At 33.7% G+C, this 16,099-nt stretch carries 13 protein-coding genes and 1 pseudogene; 11 read left to right on the top strand and 3 right to left on the bottom strand.

All coding sequences use genetic code 11. From position 1 onward, the window contains the following. Positions 1-427: 427 nt before the first annotated feature. Positions 428-1,522 (bottom strand): tyrosine-type recombinase/integrase, encoded by a 1,095-nt coding sequence (locus tag IGI37_RS18680; protein WP_438763706.1) that lies wholly within the window; start codon positions 1,520-1,522, stop codon positions 428-430. 876 nt (positions 1,523-2,398) lie between these two features. Here IGI37_RS18680 and IGI37_RS18675 point away from each other — a divergent pair. Then, entirely contained in the window at positions 2,399-3,286 is an 888-nt protein-coding gene (locus IGI37_RS18675) for a ParA family protein (protein ID WP_438763705.1), read from the top strand. A gap of 11 nt (positions 3,287-3,297) precedes the next feature. Continuing rightward, on the top strand, positions 3,298-3,669 hold the full coding sequence (locus IGI37_RS18670; protein WP_438763704.1) for a hypothetical protein: 372 nt from the start codon (positions 3,298-3,300) through the stop codon (positions 3,667-3,669). A 470-nt stretch (positions 3,670-4,139) separates the two neighbouring features. Here the strand turns inward: IGI37_RS18670 and IGI37_RS18665 are convergent, their stop codons facing one another. Then, on the bottom strand, positions 4,140-5,522 hold the full coding sequence (locus IGI37_RS18665) for a hypothetical protein (protein WP_438763703.1): 1,383 nt from the start codon (positions 5,520-5,522) through the stop codon (positions 4,140-4,142). Between the two features lie 658 nt (positions 5,523-6,180). Beyond that, positions 6,181-7,332 carry a hypothetical protein gene (locus IGI37_RS18660; protein ID WP_438763702.1) on the bottom strand — a complete coding sequence of 384 codons (1,152 nt, stop codon included), beginning with the start codon at positions 7,330-7,332 and terminating at the stop codon, positions 6,181-6,183. Positions 7,333-8,313: 981 nt separating this feature from the next. Here IGI37_RS18660 and IGI37_RS18655 point away from each other — a divergent pair. The 9 genes and pseudogenes from IGI37_RS18655 to IGI37_RS18615 all read left to right on the top strand — a co-directional run bounded on the left by IGI37_RS18655 (position 8,314) and on the right by IGI37_RS18615 (position 15,798). Next, complete coding sequence (locus IGI37_RS18655) at positions 8,314-8,895, top strand: sugar O-acetyltransferase (RefSeq protein WP_438763701.1); 582 nt, start codon at positions 8,314-8,316, stop codon at positions 8,893-8,895. Positions 8,896-9,571: 676 nt separating this feature from the next. Beyond that, positions 9,572-9,658 (top strand): annotated as a pseudogene (locus IGI37_RS18650) (hypothetical protein); the annotation flags it as partial. A gap of 54 nt (positions 9,659-9,712) precedes the next feature. Then, positions 9,713-10,450 carry a tyrosine-protein phosphatase gene (locus IGI37_RS18645; RefSeq protein ID WP_438763700.1) on the top strand — a complete coding sequence of 246 codons (738 nt, stop codon included), beginning with the start codon at positions 9,713-9,715 and terminating at the stop codon, positions 10,448-10,450. A gap of 416 nt (positions 10,451-10,866) precedes the next feature. Continuing rightward, positions 10,867-11,232 carry an MmcQ/YjbR family DNA-binding protein gene (locus IGI37_RS18640; protein ID WP_438763699.1) on the top strand — a complete coding sequence of 122 codons (366 nt, stop codon included), beginning with the start codon at positions 10,867-10,869 and terminating at the stop codon, positions 11,230-11,232. A 49-nt stretch (positions 11,233-11,281) separates the two neighbouring features. After that, positions 11,282-11,866 (top strand): hypothetical protein, encoded by a 585-nt coding sequence (locus tag IGI37_RS18635; protein WP_438763698.1) that lies wholly within the window; start codon positions 11,282-11,284, stop codon positions 11,864-11,866. Positions 11,867-12,457: 591 nt separating this feature from the next. After that, positions 12,458-13,258 carry a hypothetical protein gene (locus tag IGI37_RS18630; protein WP_438763697.1) on the top strand — a complete coding sequence of 267 codons (801 nt, stop codon included), beginning with the start codon at positions 12,458-12,460 and terminating at the stop codon, positions 13,256-13,258. 654 nt (positions 13,259-13,912) lie between these two features. Beyond that, positions 13,913-14,605, top strand: coding sequence for a hypothetical protein (locus tag IGI37_RS18625; RefSeq protein WP_438763696.1), 693 nt, complete (start codon positions 13,913-13,915; stop codon positions 14,603-14,605). A gap of 16 nt (positions 14,606-14,621) precedes the next feature. After that, positions 14,622-15,323 (top strand): ATP-binding cassette domain-containing protein, encoded by a 702-nt coding sequence (locus tag IGI37_RS18620; protein WP_438763695.1) that lies wholly within the window; start codon positions 14,622-14,624, stop codon positions 15,321-15,323. After that, entirely contained in the window at positions 15,292-15,798 is a 507-nt protein-coding gene (locus tag IGI37_RS18615) for a hypothetical protein (RefSeq protein WP_438763694.1), read from the top strand. The genes IGI37_RS18620 and IGI37_RS18615 overlap by 32 nt, the downstream gene beginning before the upstream one ends. Positions 15,799-16,099: the final 301 nt, after the last annotated feature.

Genomic DNA, 16,099 nt, shown 5'->3' with positions numbered 1-16,099 from the left:
TGTAAAATACTTCCTTAAACGAAAGCTGACACCACATATCCCCAGCCTGTAAGTGTCGATAAATTGTTGCTGAATACTTCCCTTTGTATGAATTAATGAATTCATCCCTCGTTTATAATCCGTTGGAGCACCTCCTCCACTCATTCTCAAATGTCCACTCTTTTTCTCGAGATTCCCCTTTATCTCTCATAGACTTTTGCTAAAGAAAACGATATAATGTCACCTTGGCAACTTATCTGACCCCATAAAAATTAGCTACTCTATCTTGGAAGTATTTATTCCAAGATGAGTCAGCGAATCTAGCTATATAGGGAACAAAATCAATTTGACGGCTTAAATGACGGCTTAAAAAACTGAGTGAGTTACGTAAATTATAAAAAGGAATTTCTATTCTTTTTAAAAAAACGCTTTCATTTATATGTTTTTTTTATAGTAACTGATCCACCCATTTTTTTCTCTGAGCCATTAGCGAATCAATATAAATGTCCAAAGTCATCTTAACAGAGTGGTGTCCTAACAAAGCACTAACGGAAGCAATGTCAGCACCTTTTTCCAATAAACGTGTCGCAAAGGTATGGCGCAACTGATGAAAATGAATATTCTTAAACTCAATTCGTGACAGAATCTTTTTAAACTGATAAGTAAGTGCTCGAGGCTCAAAGAAATGATCATGTTGCCCTACAACATACTCACTCGTCGCAGTCTCTTTTGCATTTTTTAGCACCTCCCAAATTTTAGCATTCAATGGAATGACTCGATAAGCTGATGTACTTTTGGCTAAACCTTCAATAATTTTTGTTCGTCGAGCCTCATGAGGAAAAGGAATTCTCTGGATTGTTTTAGAGACTACAATCTCTCTTTTCTCTAAGTTAACATCTGTCCACTTCAACGCACTAATTTCACCAATTCGCATTCCTGTATGAAGTGCCAATACTATTGGCAAGCCATTTTTTTGTTTGCTTGCTTCCATTTCAATAATTTTTTGTTCTGCCTCTGTTAAAGCAGAAATTTTTTTCTTCAATGTAGTTGGATAGCTGATTTCATAAAAAGGATCGGTTGAAAGATAGTTCCGATGAATAGCTTCTCTCATGCAACGTTTCAATATCTGAAGAGTGGTCTTGATTGTCGTTGTCGACAGCCCCCGTTTACTTAATCCGTCAACTAATTCTTGAATTTTCAGATGATTTAATTGATAAAGAGGTATATTTTCAAGATAAGGAGCAACATACTTTGTTAGTTTATTCTGATAACTAGCGTAAGTTGAAGGCTTGACCTTTCTCATAATTGAACCATTAAGCCAGTCACGTATCCAATTTGAGACAGTCCCCTGATAACCGGCTGAATTTGAAACAATAGAGCTATATTCTTGCTTTTTTTTCAGTAATTTTTTTCGAACTTCTCGAAATGTCTGATCGTATACATATCCATAATTTATTTTTCCATCTAATCGACGACTCTTAATGAATCGTCCTTCCCAACGACCATCTCTACGCTTATAAATATTTTCTCCTTTACGTGGCATACCTAAATTCTTCCTTTCCAATATTTCAAAACTGACGGCTTATTTGACGGTTAAAAAAACTAAGAAGAAAATGACTTTTTTTTGGAAAAAGAAAAGAAAAATAGTTATATTCTCAAAAAATATCAAATGTTATTGACATTTTTTTTTAAATAACGTAATATGCTAATTGAATGAGCCATCTATTTTTCTTTATCTATAAAAAAATAGTAGTTATTTTCTATATATTCTTGCGGATTTCTTGGAATAAATACTTCCAAGATTATTTTTTTACCCTTCTTCCTCTAAACTACTAGTATACCTTCATTCTCTAATTACATCTTCTATTTTACATTTACCTCCCGATTCTTTATAGAAAACCACCGTTTACGAAACATCTAGTTTTCCAGCAAAAAAGCTGCAGATAGAATCCATTCACAGAATCTTACCCACAGCATAAAATATTTTATACTAACCAATAAGTGATTTAAATTTTCTATACTATACAAGAACAATCACTAATCCTTTGTTATCGAACGAATTCAAAAAGATATTTTCTTTAGTTTATCATCTTGAATTCCATTCTCTATCATAATATAATCTATCGCGATATAACATATCATGATAGATTATATTATGATATGTTAGGATTCCTCTTGTTTATCTTGCTGATTCAACATTCCCTTTCAAAGTACCTCATTGTCTCATCCACTAAATCCCCTTTACTTCATCATATCATAATATAATATAACATATCCTGTTATATTATGTTATGATATGATAAGATATGTCGCATTATATTCTAACAACTCATAATAAAACATAATCTATCCTAATAGAATAGATTATGTTAGAATAGATTATGTTCTATTTAAATATATAAATAATGGAGGGGTATGTATGGACAGTCAATCAATCGTGACATTAGTTGCTAGAAAAGGGGGCGTAGGAAAAACATTGCTCTTATATGAATTCTCAAATTTTCTAGCTAATTTTGAAAATCTTTATACAGGTATTCTAAAAGAGTATTTTACGAAAAAACCACTTGTATTAAAAAATTCTAAAATTCTATTAATTGATATGGATGAGCAAAAAAATATTTCCCAATACTTTGATCATTATGAAGAAGAGGAAGAAGAGGGAACCGTTTTAGGGATCTTTTTACCTGAAGCGAAGGACCCCGAATTGATTCCTGTTGCAAAAAATATTGATTTGATTCCTGGAGACTCTCGTATGGCGACTGTAGGGGATACGATTGCCACACATAATGACAAGAATTTTAAAATTTTAAAATGGTATCGAAATCATGCAGAAAGTCTGAATCTCAGTGCTTATGATTATATTTTCTTTGATTTCAACTCGGGTACAGGAACTGCCCAGCAAAATTCAATGATTGTCGCCAATTTTATTTTAACCTTAATGGAGCCCGATAAATCTTCATTTACAGGGAAGGTTCAATTAGAAGAACGAATTGACAATATTCGTCAAACCTTGACTGACCCAATGGACGATAGTGTTAGTTATGTCACAGCTGAATTAATCACCTTGGCGAACAAAATTGAGAATAATACAGATTTATCTAAGCAGCTGAAAGCTTTTGCCGAAGAGTCTGAAGATATTCTAGGGTGGATGCCTAAGCGCCAACAGCTCCCTAATGACGTTTTAAGAGGGAAATCAATGTTTGATACGGAAGTCATGCAAGAGCGCCTTAAAAAGCAATCTGACAGGGAATTTTACAAACATGTAGTGAATCTGTTTACAAAATTAAAAAATAAGATGGATGAATAGGAGAGAGTGCTATGGTAGCAAAAACATCTGCAACAAATGATTTATTACGAGAAACAATGAGTAAGGCTTCAAAAGGAAAAAAAGCTTCTCCGCTAGATAAGCCGTTACCAGATGAGCTTGCGAAAAGCTATTCTACGTCAAATACGTCCTCACAAGCTTCAGAAGTGGTTCAAACATCAGAAATGACTGAATCCCTCATGGCTAAAGCAAAAACTACTGAGACGAAACCTGAGAGCCGAACAAGTGATCCTAGAGTTCCATTATCGGTGACAATTCGTCAAAGTATCAAACAACAAATGCAAGAAGAACAAAAGCGTGAACAGCCTTATATGACTTTCAGCCAATATATTGATTTTGTTTTGGCGCAACATTTAGAGAAATAAATAAGTTTTACAATAAAAAAATAGTGAGAGAAGCAAATGTTTACTCCTTAGAGGAGAGTGAAGGATTTGTTTCTTTTTTCTATTGGTGTAATCGGATTAGAAAATTCCTTAGAAAGAGCATAAAGGAACATTGATTATTTTACCGACTCTTCTTCAAATAAGAGAATTAGTAAATAAGAATAAAAATAAGAGAATAAAACAAAGAGAATAATAATATTGTTCTTTTGACAACGTATGGATTTACACGTATTTTTTTCCGCATATTAGTTTACACGTATTTTTTTCCGCGTACAGATTTGAGTAGTAGAAAAGTAAGAAGCAATCAAATTACAGAAAAAAGCTGATTTTTGTGTAGTTATTTAATGATGGAGGAAAAGATGTACTAGCTTTTTAAATCAATGATAGTACGACAAATAGCCCTAAAAGAAGGTATTTTTAAAAAATTCTTCTAGGGCCAATCTAAACGTATTTTATTCTTCTTCAAGCCAGTTAAAGAGCGAGACAATCGGTAAAGGCTCAGCTTGTTTATTTTGTTGCTTTCTATCTAGCTTATGTTGATAATCTTTTATAGAAAGCTTGCTGACACCATTAATAAAGTAAGTAATTGGCTCATGAATCACATCTGTTTTCTGATACATATGATCCAGCTGCTTCAGTATACCTGCCTTCGTTAAAATAGACGCACTATTTCTAGTTAATCGCATAGTTATCTCTCTGCCTGTTTGTTTAATGTCAGTATTAAACCAGTCAAGAGTTTGATTGTTTAATACTATCCAATTATTAAACTGCTGCGATAGAAACAATTCAATTTCTTCTGGACTATTAAGATTTGCCGAGACATAAGGTTGTTGCTCTAGCTCGGGAATAGTGAAGGTGCGACTAGTCATAGCCACTACCGACTCAAAGGTTTCTTTGTTGTCAAACGAATCATTAATTGTTTGATTGAATGTAGGCGTAGCGTAAAAAAAGTTCTTGCGTTCATTTGGCCAAGCGCTTTTCATTTCTAAGATAGTGGCCTTCATTTTTTCAAATCGTTCATTAAAGGAGTCTTTAAGCATACGTAGATTTGTTTTTTTTGTTTGTTTTTCTTCATGAACTTGACGGACTTTTTCAAGGGTCGGTCGTAGAACAAGCGAATATGTGACTTTGCTCCCAGATCGTTTTGTACGTTCAAGAAAGTTGCAAGCAATTAATTCGTTAACTGCACGAGTATATCTTGCCGTGGAGATACCTAAGACATTTTTTGTCAGACTAGGCTGCGTGATGACAGGCAATAGGGCGTCTTTTTCAATTGTTTCTGGTGCAGTCGAAATAGAATCAGCAAAAGTGGTGAAATAGGCATAAATCACCTTTGCTAACTTACTGATATTTTTATTCACCATAATTGAGCGTGGCAGCAACCCATATTGTATTTTGTTTAGGGCTGTACCAGATTCATAAAGATTTTTAACTTTGTAGTTTTTATCCAAAGCCTCTTTTAGAACAGGAATGGAGGTATCACAAAAATACTTATAGGTATTTCTGTAAGCTAGATGTTTATTGTTACCTCCAATTTCGAAATAGGAACGGTCAACTTCAATCAATTGCTCCGCTTCAAGCTCAGCACGAGCCATGTAATAAGAAGTTCTAGAGATACATAGATCCAATGTAATTTGAGTAATAGTCAATGTTTCCAATTCTTTTTCTTTACGAGTAGAGAGATAGATATACAGAAGTAGAGCATCCACGCTTAGATTCGCATAAAAAAGCGTTCTAAACACTGTGTTGTACCCCATAGAACGATAAATACCATTTGTATTAAGCAAATCATACAAGTTGTTTAGTTGCTTTTCGCTGTAGCGATTTGAACGCATATGGATGCTCCTTCCTAAAAATTAATTTTAAAAATCAAAAAATAGTTCATTGCCTGTTGAAAAAATGTTCGTTTGAACGTAGAATAAGAGTAAGAGTGACTAGCGATAGTTCATTCGGAAAAAAGTTTAAGCAAGATTTCATAAATAAAAAATAGTCTTAAAAGCCAGTATTAACACTTTAATTATTTTCAATGTAATTACTAACTATGATTGCAAGGGGATTTCTACTACTAACACTATTACTTATGCTCTATCCATTATCGGTATTGTATCTGTTCTTAATACTATATCTACTACTGATGTTGTATTGTTGCTGGTACTGTATCTATTGTCGGTGTTGTATTTGTTACTAGTACTACATCAATTGTTGGAGTTGTATCTGTTCCTAATACTATATCTATTACTGATATCGTATTTGTTGCTGGTATTGTATCCGTTCCTAATACTATATCTATTACTGATATTGTATTTGTTACTGATGCTGTATCTATTGTTATTAGTGTTTCTGTGGCTGCTATTTGTAGATAATTCACAAAAGTAAAATTTATTATGTGAGCCTATCAGGATTTATGTTAATCTTCTTTGGAAAATCACTTTACAGATTGGTCGTCGGCGAGTGATTGTATTAATCTACTCTGAGTAGTTACTCAGAGTTTTTTTATTTATTCAGATATTCTTTCCAAATTTCTTGGCCAAAAAATGTACTCCCAATAGTCGTTGTATTTGGATAAACAGCTAAATAGTTTTGTGTTGCTGCCAGAATATCCTCCGCTGAAATAGTAGGGTAATCAGCGAGGTTTTTCTCGAAATAGGAGAAAGCCCGCTTCTTTTTTACTTTTATAGGATATAATTTCCAGATTTTTTTGAATGTATCTTCTAGAGAAACAGGGGCAGCTACTTCCGGCTCTGGCTCTATCATTAATTCTGGTTCCAAAGGCAATGCATCGAATTCGATTGCTTCTAGTTCCTCTTCAGACTTCGTTTTTACGGTTACTAAATAAGAGTAAATCTTTTGTTTTCGTTTTTCTAAAATTTGGTAATCGACAGACAACCTAGTGTATTTGTTAATTAGTTTGATAGAAGCTTTAAAGTCGCGGTTCAGCTCAGAGTTATTGACTTCACTCGCTTTTTCAGTGTAAATGACGTCTCTAAGCTCATCGAGAATGATAACTTTTTGTTCATCCTTCACAAAACTAGAAAAGTAACGGTATAATTCAGCTGCTGTTCGATATTTTGCGAGCTTTTTGATATCATTCATGTAATAAGTTGAATAGGTCCCCACGCGTAGGTTGCGTAAATGAGGTTCCAAAACTTGACTAAATTTTAAATTGACTTTTAGATCTCTGATAGAACTAATCGCATCGACATCTGTTGTTTTCAAATCAATATTTGCCAGTTGATTAGTCATCTCTGAGGTGAGTTTAAGGTGTTTCTTTTTGACTCTCATCGAAAAGCTTAAATGATCGAGCCAACGATAGCGGGTGACCTCTTGAATAAATTCATCATTTTCAACAGGGGTCAAGGTTGACCACCACCAACTTTTATCATCCAGTTCGATTAAAGCTTGCAGGGTGTCTCGATTGTCTCGAAAGACGTCTCCGTTATAACCAATTCGTGAGGTTAAGTCATTGATTGAATAAGTCATCGAAGAAAAAGAATCGATATTGTTGTAATCCTCAATTAGTGCATCTTGAAGCAACCGAGCCTTTCTAGAAAGGTTGTCTCGTGCATATCTTAAGAGCATATCCGATTGGGTAATTGAATTTTCGTTTGAAATTTTATCTGGGAAATTATTTCTTACGTCGCTCATACACAATCCCCTCCTTGTAATCATAACCACATCATAATCCAACTTCTTAAGATTGTAAAAGGTAAAAAGAGTCATTTGTCCAGCTAAAATGGCTAGAAAAAACTTGATATGACAAAGTTTGTTTGAAACCCTGTTTAGTAAATACGTTATTTCGGAAAGTCACTAGCTATTTTTTAATGATCGAAAAGCGCTTGATATCAAGTTTTTGGAAGAAAAAAATTAGTCGTCAATCAGAAAATAAAAATAATCTAAGCAAAAAATGTATTTTTTGAGCTAAAAAAGGCCTGTTTTCAATGGATGATTGAGGGAACAAGTCTGGAAAATGCTTGTCTAGCAAGAGATTTAGTGGTGGACAAAAGATGAGCAAAATTTGTATTTATTTTTTCAAAATTTTACTGGACAAAAAGTGAGCAAAAAATGTATTTTTCTATTCTTCCTCTTTCGAAATAGTTAATTCTTTCGAAAGGAAACGTTATTTAAATATTGATATATCAAGGTTTTCATAGTGGACAAAAATCCAAACAAAAAATGTATTTTTTATTTGGATTGAAAAAATCAAGGAGTAATTTTTAAGAATAGCGATTCTTCAATTGGAAGTGAAAGTGGACATTTTTTGAACAAAAAATGTATTTTTCGATAAGTCTATCGATTTTCCTAAAATAAAAAATGTCAGTAATAGCTAGTTTTACTGCAAATTAGTGAATAAAACTCTAGAGGGACAAGGAAATTAAAGGTGGACAAAATCTAAACAAAAAATGTATTTTTTCTAAAAACCGAGATTTTTAAGAGTTTTTTAAAAGATTAATTGATGCTTTCGAATAAAGGAACTTAGTCGTAGCAAGGGATTAATAGATTCTGGAAATTAATTCATTTAAAAGCTATAATTTTTTCTATGATAGCTATAATGTGTATCTGTCATTTATGCGGTACATAATTTATAGTAGATGAATAAGTAATAAAAAATATAAAGAGGTGGAACTGATGCGAACAGAAAAAGAGAAAAGTTTTGCCGGAGAGTGGTATGATCCTAATGGGGACGAGGAGCTTTGTTTAGAACGAGACAAAGCCATGGAGTTGTGTCAAGAAATCAATAGTCTACATGTAAAAGATCCAAAACGTGAAGAGTTGTTAAATGAACTATTTCCTAACAAAGCAAAAAATGTGGTAATCCTGAATCCTATTTGGGCAGATTATGGCATTTATTCGAGTATTGGAGAAGGTTCTTTCATCAATCATAATGGATTCTTAATGGATGGCGGCAAGATTACGATTGGCAAAAATTGTTTTATTGGCCCAAATTGTGGGATGTATACAGCGAATCATGCTACTTATCCAAGTGAGCGACGAACAGGGTTAGAAACTGCTTTGCCGATAGTTCTTGAAGATGATGTCTGGCTGGGTGGGGATGTGACGATTTTACCCGGAGTTACGATTGGTGCAGGAAGTATTATAGGGGCCAAAAGTTTGGTCAACAAGAACATCCCTGCCAATGTCATTGCAGTGGGAAATCCATGTAAAGTGTTGCGTGAGATTACAGAAGAAGATCGATTGAATTTGAAATAGAAAGAGTATGAGTATTTAATATATGTTGAAAATACTTATTTAAAGTTAAAACCTCCATCTACGTGATAAGATGGAGGTTTTTTGAGTTCAATTTTAGTATAAATCGATTTGATACGGCCTAAGGGAAAATACGTACTAACTAGAACAATTGCAGTTGTAAAAATTCAAATAACTTTTTGTTTAAAGTATCAGGAATTCAAATGAATGAAGTTGGAACAGAAGTGTTTCACTCCTAGAATAAGGTAGGTACTGTGCAACATCAACTCATACTTCGTTACTGATTATTTCCACGTATAAAACAATCGCAAAAGAATTCTGTTACCGGTAACAGTGAAAATTCCATTGCAATTTAATGGAAGCGGAAACATAATGAGGTGTGTCAAGAGCCTATGTTATAAGAAGGAAGATGTAGCTGAAAAAGAGAAAAATATTCAAATAATAAAGGTACAACACTATTATATGGTGGACAGGGAAATTTAGACAGCAACAACCCAGCCTGTTTCATATAGATAAGGTGAATTGGGACACGATATCAGCAAATTGCTAAAAAATTATATAAAACCACGCAAAATCCGATATTAGTCGATTTGGCAACAGATTATTAGCTTCGTACAGAGCATAATAGTTGGAAAGTATGAATTATCAGGAAAATTATTAATGGGTATTTTTTTCCGTAAAAAGTGAAAGTGGGAATGTAAGACTTTCTGAAGTTAAAGACGGAACATATACAAATTTGATAGATGGATCACTTGTTCTTGTTTAAAAATGAATGGAACGCCTTTGATTTTTGAGGCATAAATCGTTTGGAGGAGATTTTTTGGAAAGAATAATTGAAATTAAAAATGGGAAAAACTTTCGAGATATCGGTGGATATTCAGGGATAGATGGTAAAACCGTTAAGGTAGGAAAAGTTATACGGTCAGGGGACCTAACGCAACTGTCAAATGAAGATAAGATGAAGCTTAATCAAATCAATATTCGTCACATTATTGATTTGCGATCTGAAAATGAAAAAGATGAGAACCCAGATAGAATACCACCAGGTTCACAATATCATTCGTACCCTATCTTTGATTTTACTAACCAAAAAAAAATCAATCCTGGAGAGTTTATTTCTTTATATGATGAATTGATTTTTGATCAGCATGCTCAAGCAACCTACTACAAAATATTTAAGTGTTTGATTGAGCAGGGAGCAAGTGACAACGCGTTACTTTATCATTGTTTGGGCGGTAAAGATCGAACGGGTGTAGTGACAATATTACTTTTATCTATATTAGGTGTTTCAGAGTCGGATATATTATCTGATTTTTTACTAACGAATGAAGCAACAAAAGAATTTATTGAGTCATTTATGAAAGATTTAGAGCAATCAGATGTTGGAGAGCTTGAAATGGCTCAGCGATTGGATGAGATATCTGTGAAGGAAGAATATTATTATCGTGCAATCGATAACATGAAAAGTCTTGCGGGAAACGTAGACAATTATATTTTAGAGAATATTGGCTTGACTGAAGAAGAAATAAGCAAATTAAGAGAATTATATTTAGTGTGATAAGCAAAAATATTCAGAGTAATGATTAATAAAAAATAGTGGGTTGCTCCATCTATCAATTTTATCTATGTTAAAAGATAAAATTGATAGATGGAGCAACCCGTATTTAATGTAAAAGAAAGATGTTGAATTCAATGACTGATAACAAATAGGCAAAGGTATAATCCAAAAAAAGGCTACCGAATTCTCCAAACTATAAAACTAATGTTGGTCTAAGCTAGGAAGCAACCAAAGCGACGGACATACGAAAACGCGATTTTGATAAACATTTTTTCTTATACTTGTTATAATGAACCCATAGTAGAACAAATAGGCAAATTGGTGAGTAGATAGTTTTTCACTACCAATATCAATTTCGCGCGACGTTTGGTGGCTTCAGATATCACTGGAGTGTTATAACTTACGAGGAGGAGACTATGCGGGAAATTAATACATATTTATTAAAAGTAATTGAAGATTGGGCAGGTGCGACTGTTCGCTACCGTGAGGATTGGGAGGTCTATTATTTTAGTGTGGCTCAGAAATGTTTTGCTTTACATGGTATTGATAATGAGAAGGGAGCACAACTCATTGTGAAAGGACGGCCTGAGGAAAATGAGGTGTTGCGGGAGATGTATGAGTTTGTTGTTCCAGGGTATCATATGAATAAGACGCATTGGAACTCCATTTTTTTAGATAAAAGTAGTTTTTCTGAGGAAGAGGTGGAAAAATTATTAAAACGCTCTTACGATCTAGTCGTATCAAAATTAACTAAGAGTCAAAGAAATTCATTAGATGATTAATCGACTGTATAACTTTGTGAGAGATAAATAGTATAAAATGGAGGGAAACATGAGTAACGAGAACAAGATTTGTGAAACAGATGAGTTAATAGTAACGTATACGCTTACGGAAGATGATTATTTTGTATTTAATCGATTTATATTTAACCAGATGCAGTCATGGAAACAAAAGTGGTGGAAAAGAATTTTATATAGTTTATCATTCCCCATAGTTTTTCTGCTCATTATTTCGGTTTATGAGCTGTTTTTTTCTAAAACAGCTGTCGATTATTCTTTGCTTTTGGGTCTGACATTGGGAATATTTATCATACTGTTCCTTATCTACCCTAAGATGGTTGACTCGACAATAAAAAAAGTGATAAAGAAACACCCTGAGCTACTTGATAGTACAGGGTGTCCTTATGACCTTAAGCAGTTACGATTAAAAGATACGTCGGTTATCATATTTGATGGAGTAACTGATGTGGAGTATAATCTTTCACAAGGCTATAATATTTATTTGAAAAAGGATCGGTTATTTCTCCAAATTTCAGAAAAGGCGTGGGAAATTATCCCATTAAATCAACTTTTGAAAAATGATGTGCATAAGATAACTTCATTTGTTGAAAGACATGCAAGACAATATATTCGGTAGTTGATAATGCGCTATAGATGAAGTACCCTGAGATGTGATGAAAACATCTCGGGGTGCTTTTTTATGGATTAATTCGAATAATAGAGGTTGAGGCCAATGTTTTGTGGGTGATTGTTAAACGCTTCGTCGAACAGTGTTAGTTCGCAACTGAATAGTGAAATTTTTATAAGAATATCTTTCTTTTGTTTAATAAAGGAGGTTAGACATTCAGCAAATAGAAGTCTTGGATAAAAGAACTGTCAAACGAGAGATCTATTGTTTAGAGAAAGTGGAATCAAGATAAAAATTTCCATTCAAACTAATTTTCTCGAAGTGCTTCAGCCTACCTTAGAAGTACTTAGTTATAGTTTGAAACGTTTTATCTAGGTCCGTTTCTTTCATAGGATAACGTATGATTCGTTTTTTAGTTTAAGAATCGCTAAATAAATAGTATTTTTCTATCTATTAATAACTGAAAGTGGTATGTTGAGTGTGTCGAAAAAAACAGACGTAACTCGAATGTTTTTGGTGGCGCTTACGGCAGATGGAGACCTGATCGCTAACTAAATATTGCGTGCTCTACGATGTTTATTTAGAAAGGAAGGAGCCATAATGTATTGGTTATATAGAACGAGGAGCATCAAATATTATCTAGGTTTAGCTGTTTCATTAGCCATAATCTTTGTACACATAGTAGGGGATATGATACCAAAAATGGGTAACTTAGATGGTATTCATTTGAACAATATTCCAGCTACTACATGGATAGGGACAGATTTTAGCGGGAGTTTTTCAATGATGTTTTACTTGCTGCTGCCTTTGTTTTCTGTTTTGGGTTTGAACTTAATTGCTTATGAGGATAAAAAAAGTGGTGTCACAAAACAATATGCTCAAAAAGATAGTTTGTATAGCTACTCGATTAAGCTTTTTATTATTAGTTTTTTTTCGGGATTTATGATTGTTTGTCTACCGTTACTGCTAGATTTACTCGTTTCATGGAGTTTATTTCCAAACTTTCCTGTAGACAACATCTTGAATATCAATCTGAGTGTCAGGTCATCTTCCACTTATTTTTCTGAGTATTTTTTTAAGGATGCATATACCGTCATCTTATTTTATATTATACTCGCCTCTGTTTTGGGTGGGTTATTTGCGTGTGTTTCATCAGCAATCAGCTTGTTTACTACTAGAATCTACAGTTCAGTTATTGTCCCATTCTTAATAAATATTTTCCTAATAGTTTTTTCTTACGTTTTTCATACTACCTTCTTTTCGCCAACCCAGATTAGTATTGTCTTGAGCCCAGTTGCTTTTTTACCCCCATTAACGACTGTTCTGTGGTCTTATGTAGGAGCTTTTTTTCTTAGTTTATGGGTGATAATAATCGGGGTGAAAAAGAATGTGGTCCTTTAAAGTTTACCTGTGTTCCAAACAAAAAGTGGAGCGAGTAGTGGATTGTTTGTTTGTCCTTAGCTTCATAGTGGTTATTACGGCGCAGATGTATCTGTTTTTAGGAAATACAATAAGTAACGGTAACTCTATAGTAGAAATCTTTTCCGGAGGTCTGCAAAATAGTACCAATATTCAAAAAATCAGCTTGCCGATTTTTCCAATCCTATTTTTGTTACCGTTCAGAGGATTTAATTATCCGTTAATTGCCCATACAAAAAATATTGTTGTTTTTTACAAAATACAACTTGCTTACTACTATTTACTTTTTATATTTGCCAGTTTGTTGTCGTTACTTCTACTCGTCTGTTTAAATCATCGGTATGTGTTTCTTACTTTGAATGCCCATGCTAGCTACTCCTTATTGCTTTACTTTATTAGTCTGTACGTTTACCTACGAATTATCTACTTGTTTTATTCTATGTCAAATAGTAAACTGGTCGCTCTAATTCTTACCTATCTCTATAACTTCATAGAGAATAGTTTATCTGACATAGGAATTCACGCTCTTTTTTCTCGTGGAATAATCATTCAAAAAACTCAGTACACGTTCGGATCCTTATTTGGAACACTTTGTTTTATTCTTAGTTTTTATTTGATTGTGGAGGTGCTCGAAAGATGGCTAATCTGGGAAAAACAATATTACAAGTAAAGGTCATAGTTATCCCATTGATTATCAGAAATCTATATTTAACAATGAAACGAATTCGATGGCGCCTCCTATTTATCTCCCTGTTGGTTGTAGGACTCGTGGTGGTCTCTTCGAAAAATGCAGATGGAATAACTGGTGTATTGTATGGCGTCCCTGAAAGAGGGAACAATTATCCATTTCCTTATTTTTGGTATTTTTACCTAATTTCTCCAGTTTTATTAATAGGTGATTCTCAGATTGAATTAATAAAAAAGGATATACGAATTGTCACCAGAGTTCCTTATGAATTGTATCTATTGAGTACTTTTTTTATTTTATTTATTGCTGCTTTATTTGTGGGATTGTTAGCGGTTATTGCAGATGGTTTTGTAGTAGAAAATCCCAAGTTTTTATTCTATGTCATCTTGTTTTCTTTTGTTAGTATGGCATTTATTCAAGCAGGCACATTCGTTGTTGGAAATTATTATGTTAGTTCATTATGTCTCTTTTTTTTATTGATTCTATCGATTTACTCAACGAAGATAGACTTTATTAATGCAACAATGATGGCGCGTATTGATTCATTAAATAGAATTTCAAATTGGGTGGTTTTGCTCATTCTTTTACTAGGAAGCTATAGTCTTTGCAAAATAAAAATACAGACCTTCGATTTTATATGAAAGGAGCCAACTGTTCGTGGAAATTATTGAATTACGGCATGTCTCAAAAAGGATTGGTAAAAAAAGGGTTTTAGAAGAGGTTACTTTTTCGATTAAAGAGGGATCGGTCACTGGTTTTAGTGGTCCGAATGGTTCAGGGAAATCAGTTATTTTTAGTACAATTTTGGGGTTTGTAAAACCAACAAAAGGAGAAGTCTATGTCCATGGGAAACAGATTCGTAAAGACCAACTTTTTGCGAGTGATATTGCTTTTTCGATGGATAATATAGGCATATTAGAGGATTTTTCTTCTATAAAAAATTTACAATTGCTGATGCTGTTAAATGAGAGAACGGTTGACAATAAAAAAATCATCAATTTACTTGAATATGTCGGCCTAGATCCTACTGATACAAGTAAATTTAAAGATTACTCGTTAGGAATGAAAAAACGATTGTCATTGGCTAGTTGTTTGCTGAGTGAATCGTCTATTCTCATCTTGGATGAACCAAGTAACGCCCTTGATGAGGAGGGGAAAGGCTTCTTAAAAAAATTAATTCTTGAGCAGAAATCACTGGGTAAGACAATACTAATTTCAAATCACGACAATGAATTTTTAAAAGAAGTCAGTGATGCCATTTTAGAAGTTACGGAAGGACGTGTCAGAACATTAGAGCAAAAAGAGGTTACACTGGAGGAGGGATTGTTTGAAACGGACCTTTTTAGCAGTAAGTATTAGTCTGCTTATTTTTATTACTGGTGGTAGTTACCTAGTTTATCAGCACAATAGAATAGAAAAGAAGTATCAAAATGTTTCTGTAGAGACAAAAACGATAACAAAAGACGCCAATTATTATATAGAGGATCTATTCACGATTAATGAAGTAAAACACCATATAAAGAAGGGCTCGTTTAATTATGTGGATGCATACTCTAGTACTAGCTATGAGGACACCATTGACTTGGTAATCTACGCTAAAACGGAAGGCGTTTTTCCAATAGAGAATTTCTATTTTACAGATTCAAAAGCCGAAGTTAGCCAAGCAGATTTGTTAAATATGAACGGAGAGTCGGATCGCTCATTAGTAAAAGGCATGAATAAAAAAAAGATCAAGTTACGGATGCAGCATATAGCCACGGACATCCCACCTACTGTCACGTATCTAAAAAAGTCATTGGAGGGGAAATACGAAAAGCTCGTGTATGAATTCTGAACCGTTTAGAGAACTTTTCTAGCTGTATTAGTTTGATTGAAGGAGTAAAAAAGAACGGTTAAGAATATTTAAAAAATGGTGAAAAGTCGAAATGAGTCCCTTGTTTTCGGCTTTTTTTGTGTCGGGTTATGTGGATTAGTAGGAGTCTAGAACATGCTAGAATTGAAGGCTCAACACAACAAAAAATTAGCTGATGTTGCACAGGGCTCGGAAGTAAAACCTTCCGTCCCAACCTCATTAGGAGGGCTGCTTGTATCGTAATAGGTAATTAAATAGCGAGTGTTTTATTTAGCGTTGTGGC

The sequence above is a fragment of the Enterococcus sp. AZ194 genome (assembly GCF_051713825.1).
Lineage (GTDB): Bacteria > Bacillota > Bacilli > Lactobacillales > Enterococcaceae > Enterococcus_K.
Note: the sequence above shows the minus strand (reverse complement) of the source record. Positions and strands in the feature narration are given on the sequence as shown.

Coding starts and splice junctions, on each gene's coding strand:
- IGI37_RS18635 (WP_438763698.1), top strand. CDS start 11,282: ATGAGTAACGAGAACAAGATTTGTGAAACAGATGAGTTAATAGTAACG.
- IGI37_RS18660 (WP_438763702.1), bottom strand. CDS start 7,332: ATGAGCGACGTAAGAAATAATTTCCCAGATAAAATTTCAAACGAAAAT.
- IGI37_RS18670 (WP_438763704.1), top strand. CDS start 3,298: ATGGTAGCAAAAACATCTGCAACAAATGATTTATTACGAGAAACAATG.
- IGI37_RS18625 (WP_438763696.1), top strand. CDS start 13,913: ATGGCTAATCTGGGAAAAACAATATTACAAGTAAAGGTCATAGTTATC.
- IGI37_RS18665 (WP_438763703.1), bottom strand. CDS start 5,522: ATGCGTTCAAATCGCTACAGCGAAAAGCAACTAAACAACTTGTATGAT.
- IGI37_RS18655 (WP_438763701.1), top strand. CDS start 8,314: ATGCGAACAGAAAAAGAGAAAAGTTTTGCCGGAGAGTGGTATGATCCT.
- IGI37_RS18640 (WP_438763699.1), top strand. CDS start 10,867: ATGCGGGAAATTAATACATATTTATTAAAAGTAATTGAAGATTGGGCA.
- IGI37_RS18630 (WP_438763697.1), top strand. CDS start 12,458: ATGTATTGGTTATATAGAACGAGGAGCATCAAATATTATCTAGGTTTA.
- IGI37_RS18675 (WP_438763705.1), top strand. CDS start 2,399: ATGGACAGTCAATCAATCGTGACATTAGTTGCTAGAAAAGGGGGCGTA.
- IGI37_RS18680 (WP_438763706.1), bottom strand. CDS start 1,522: ATGCCACGTAAAGGAGAAAATATTTATAAGCGTAGAGATGGTCGTTGG.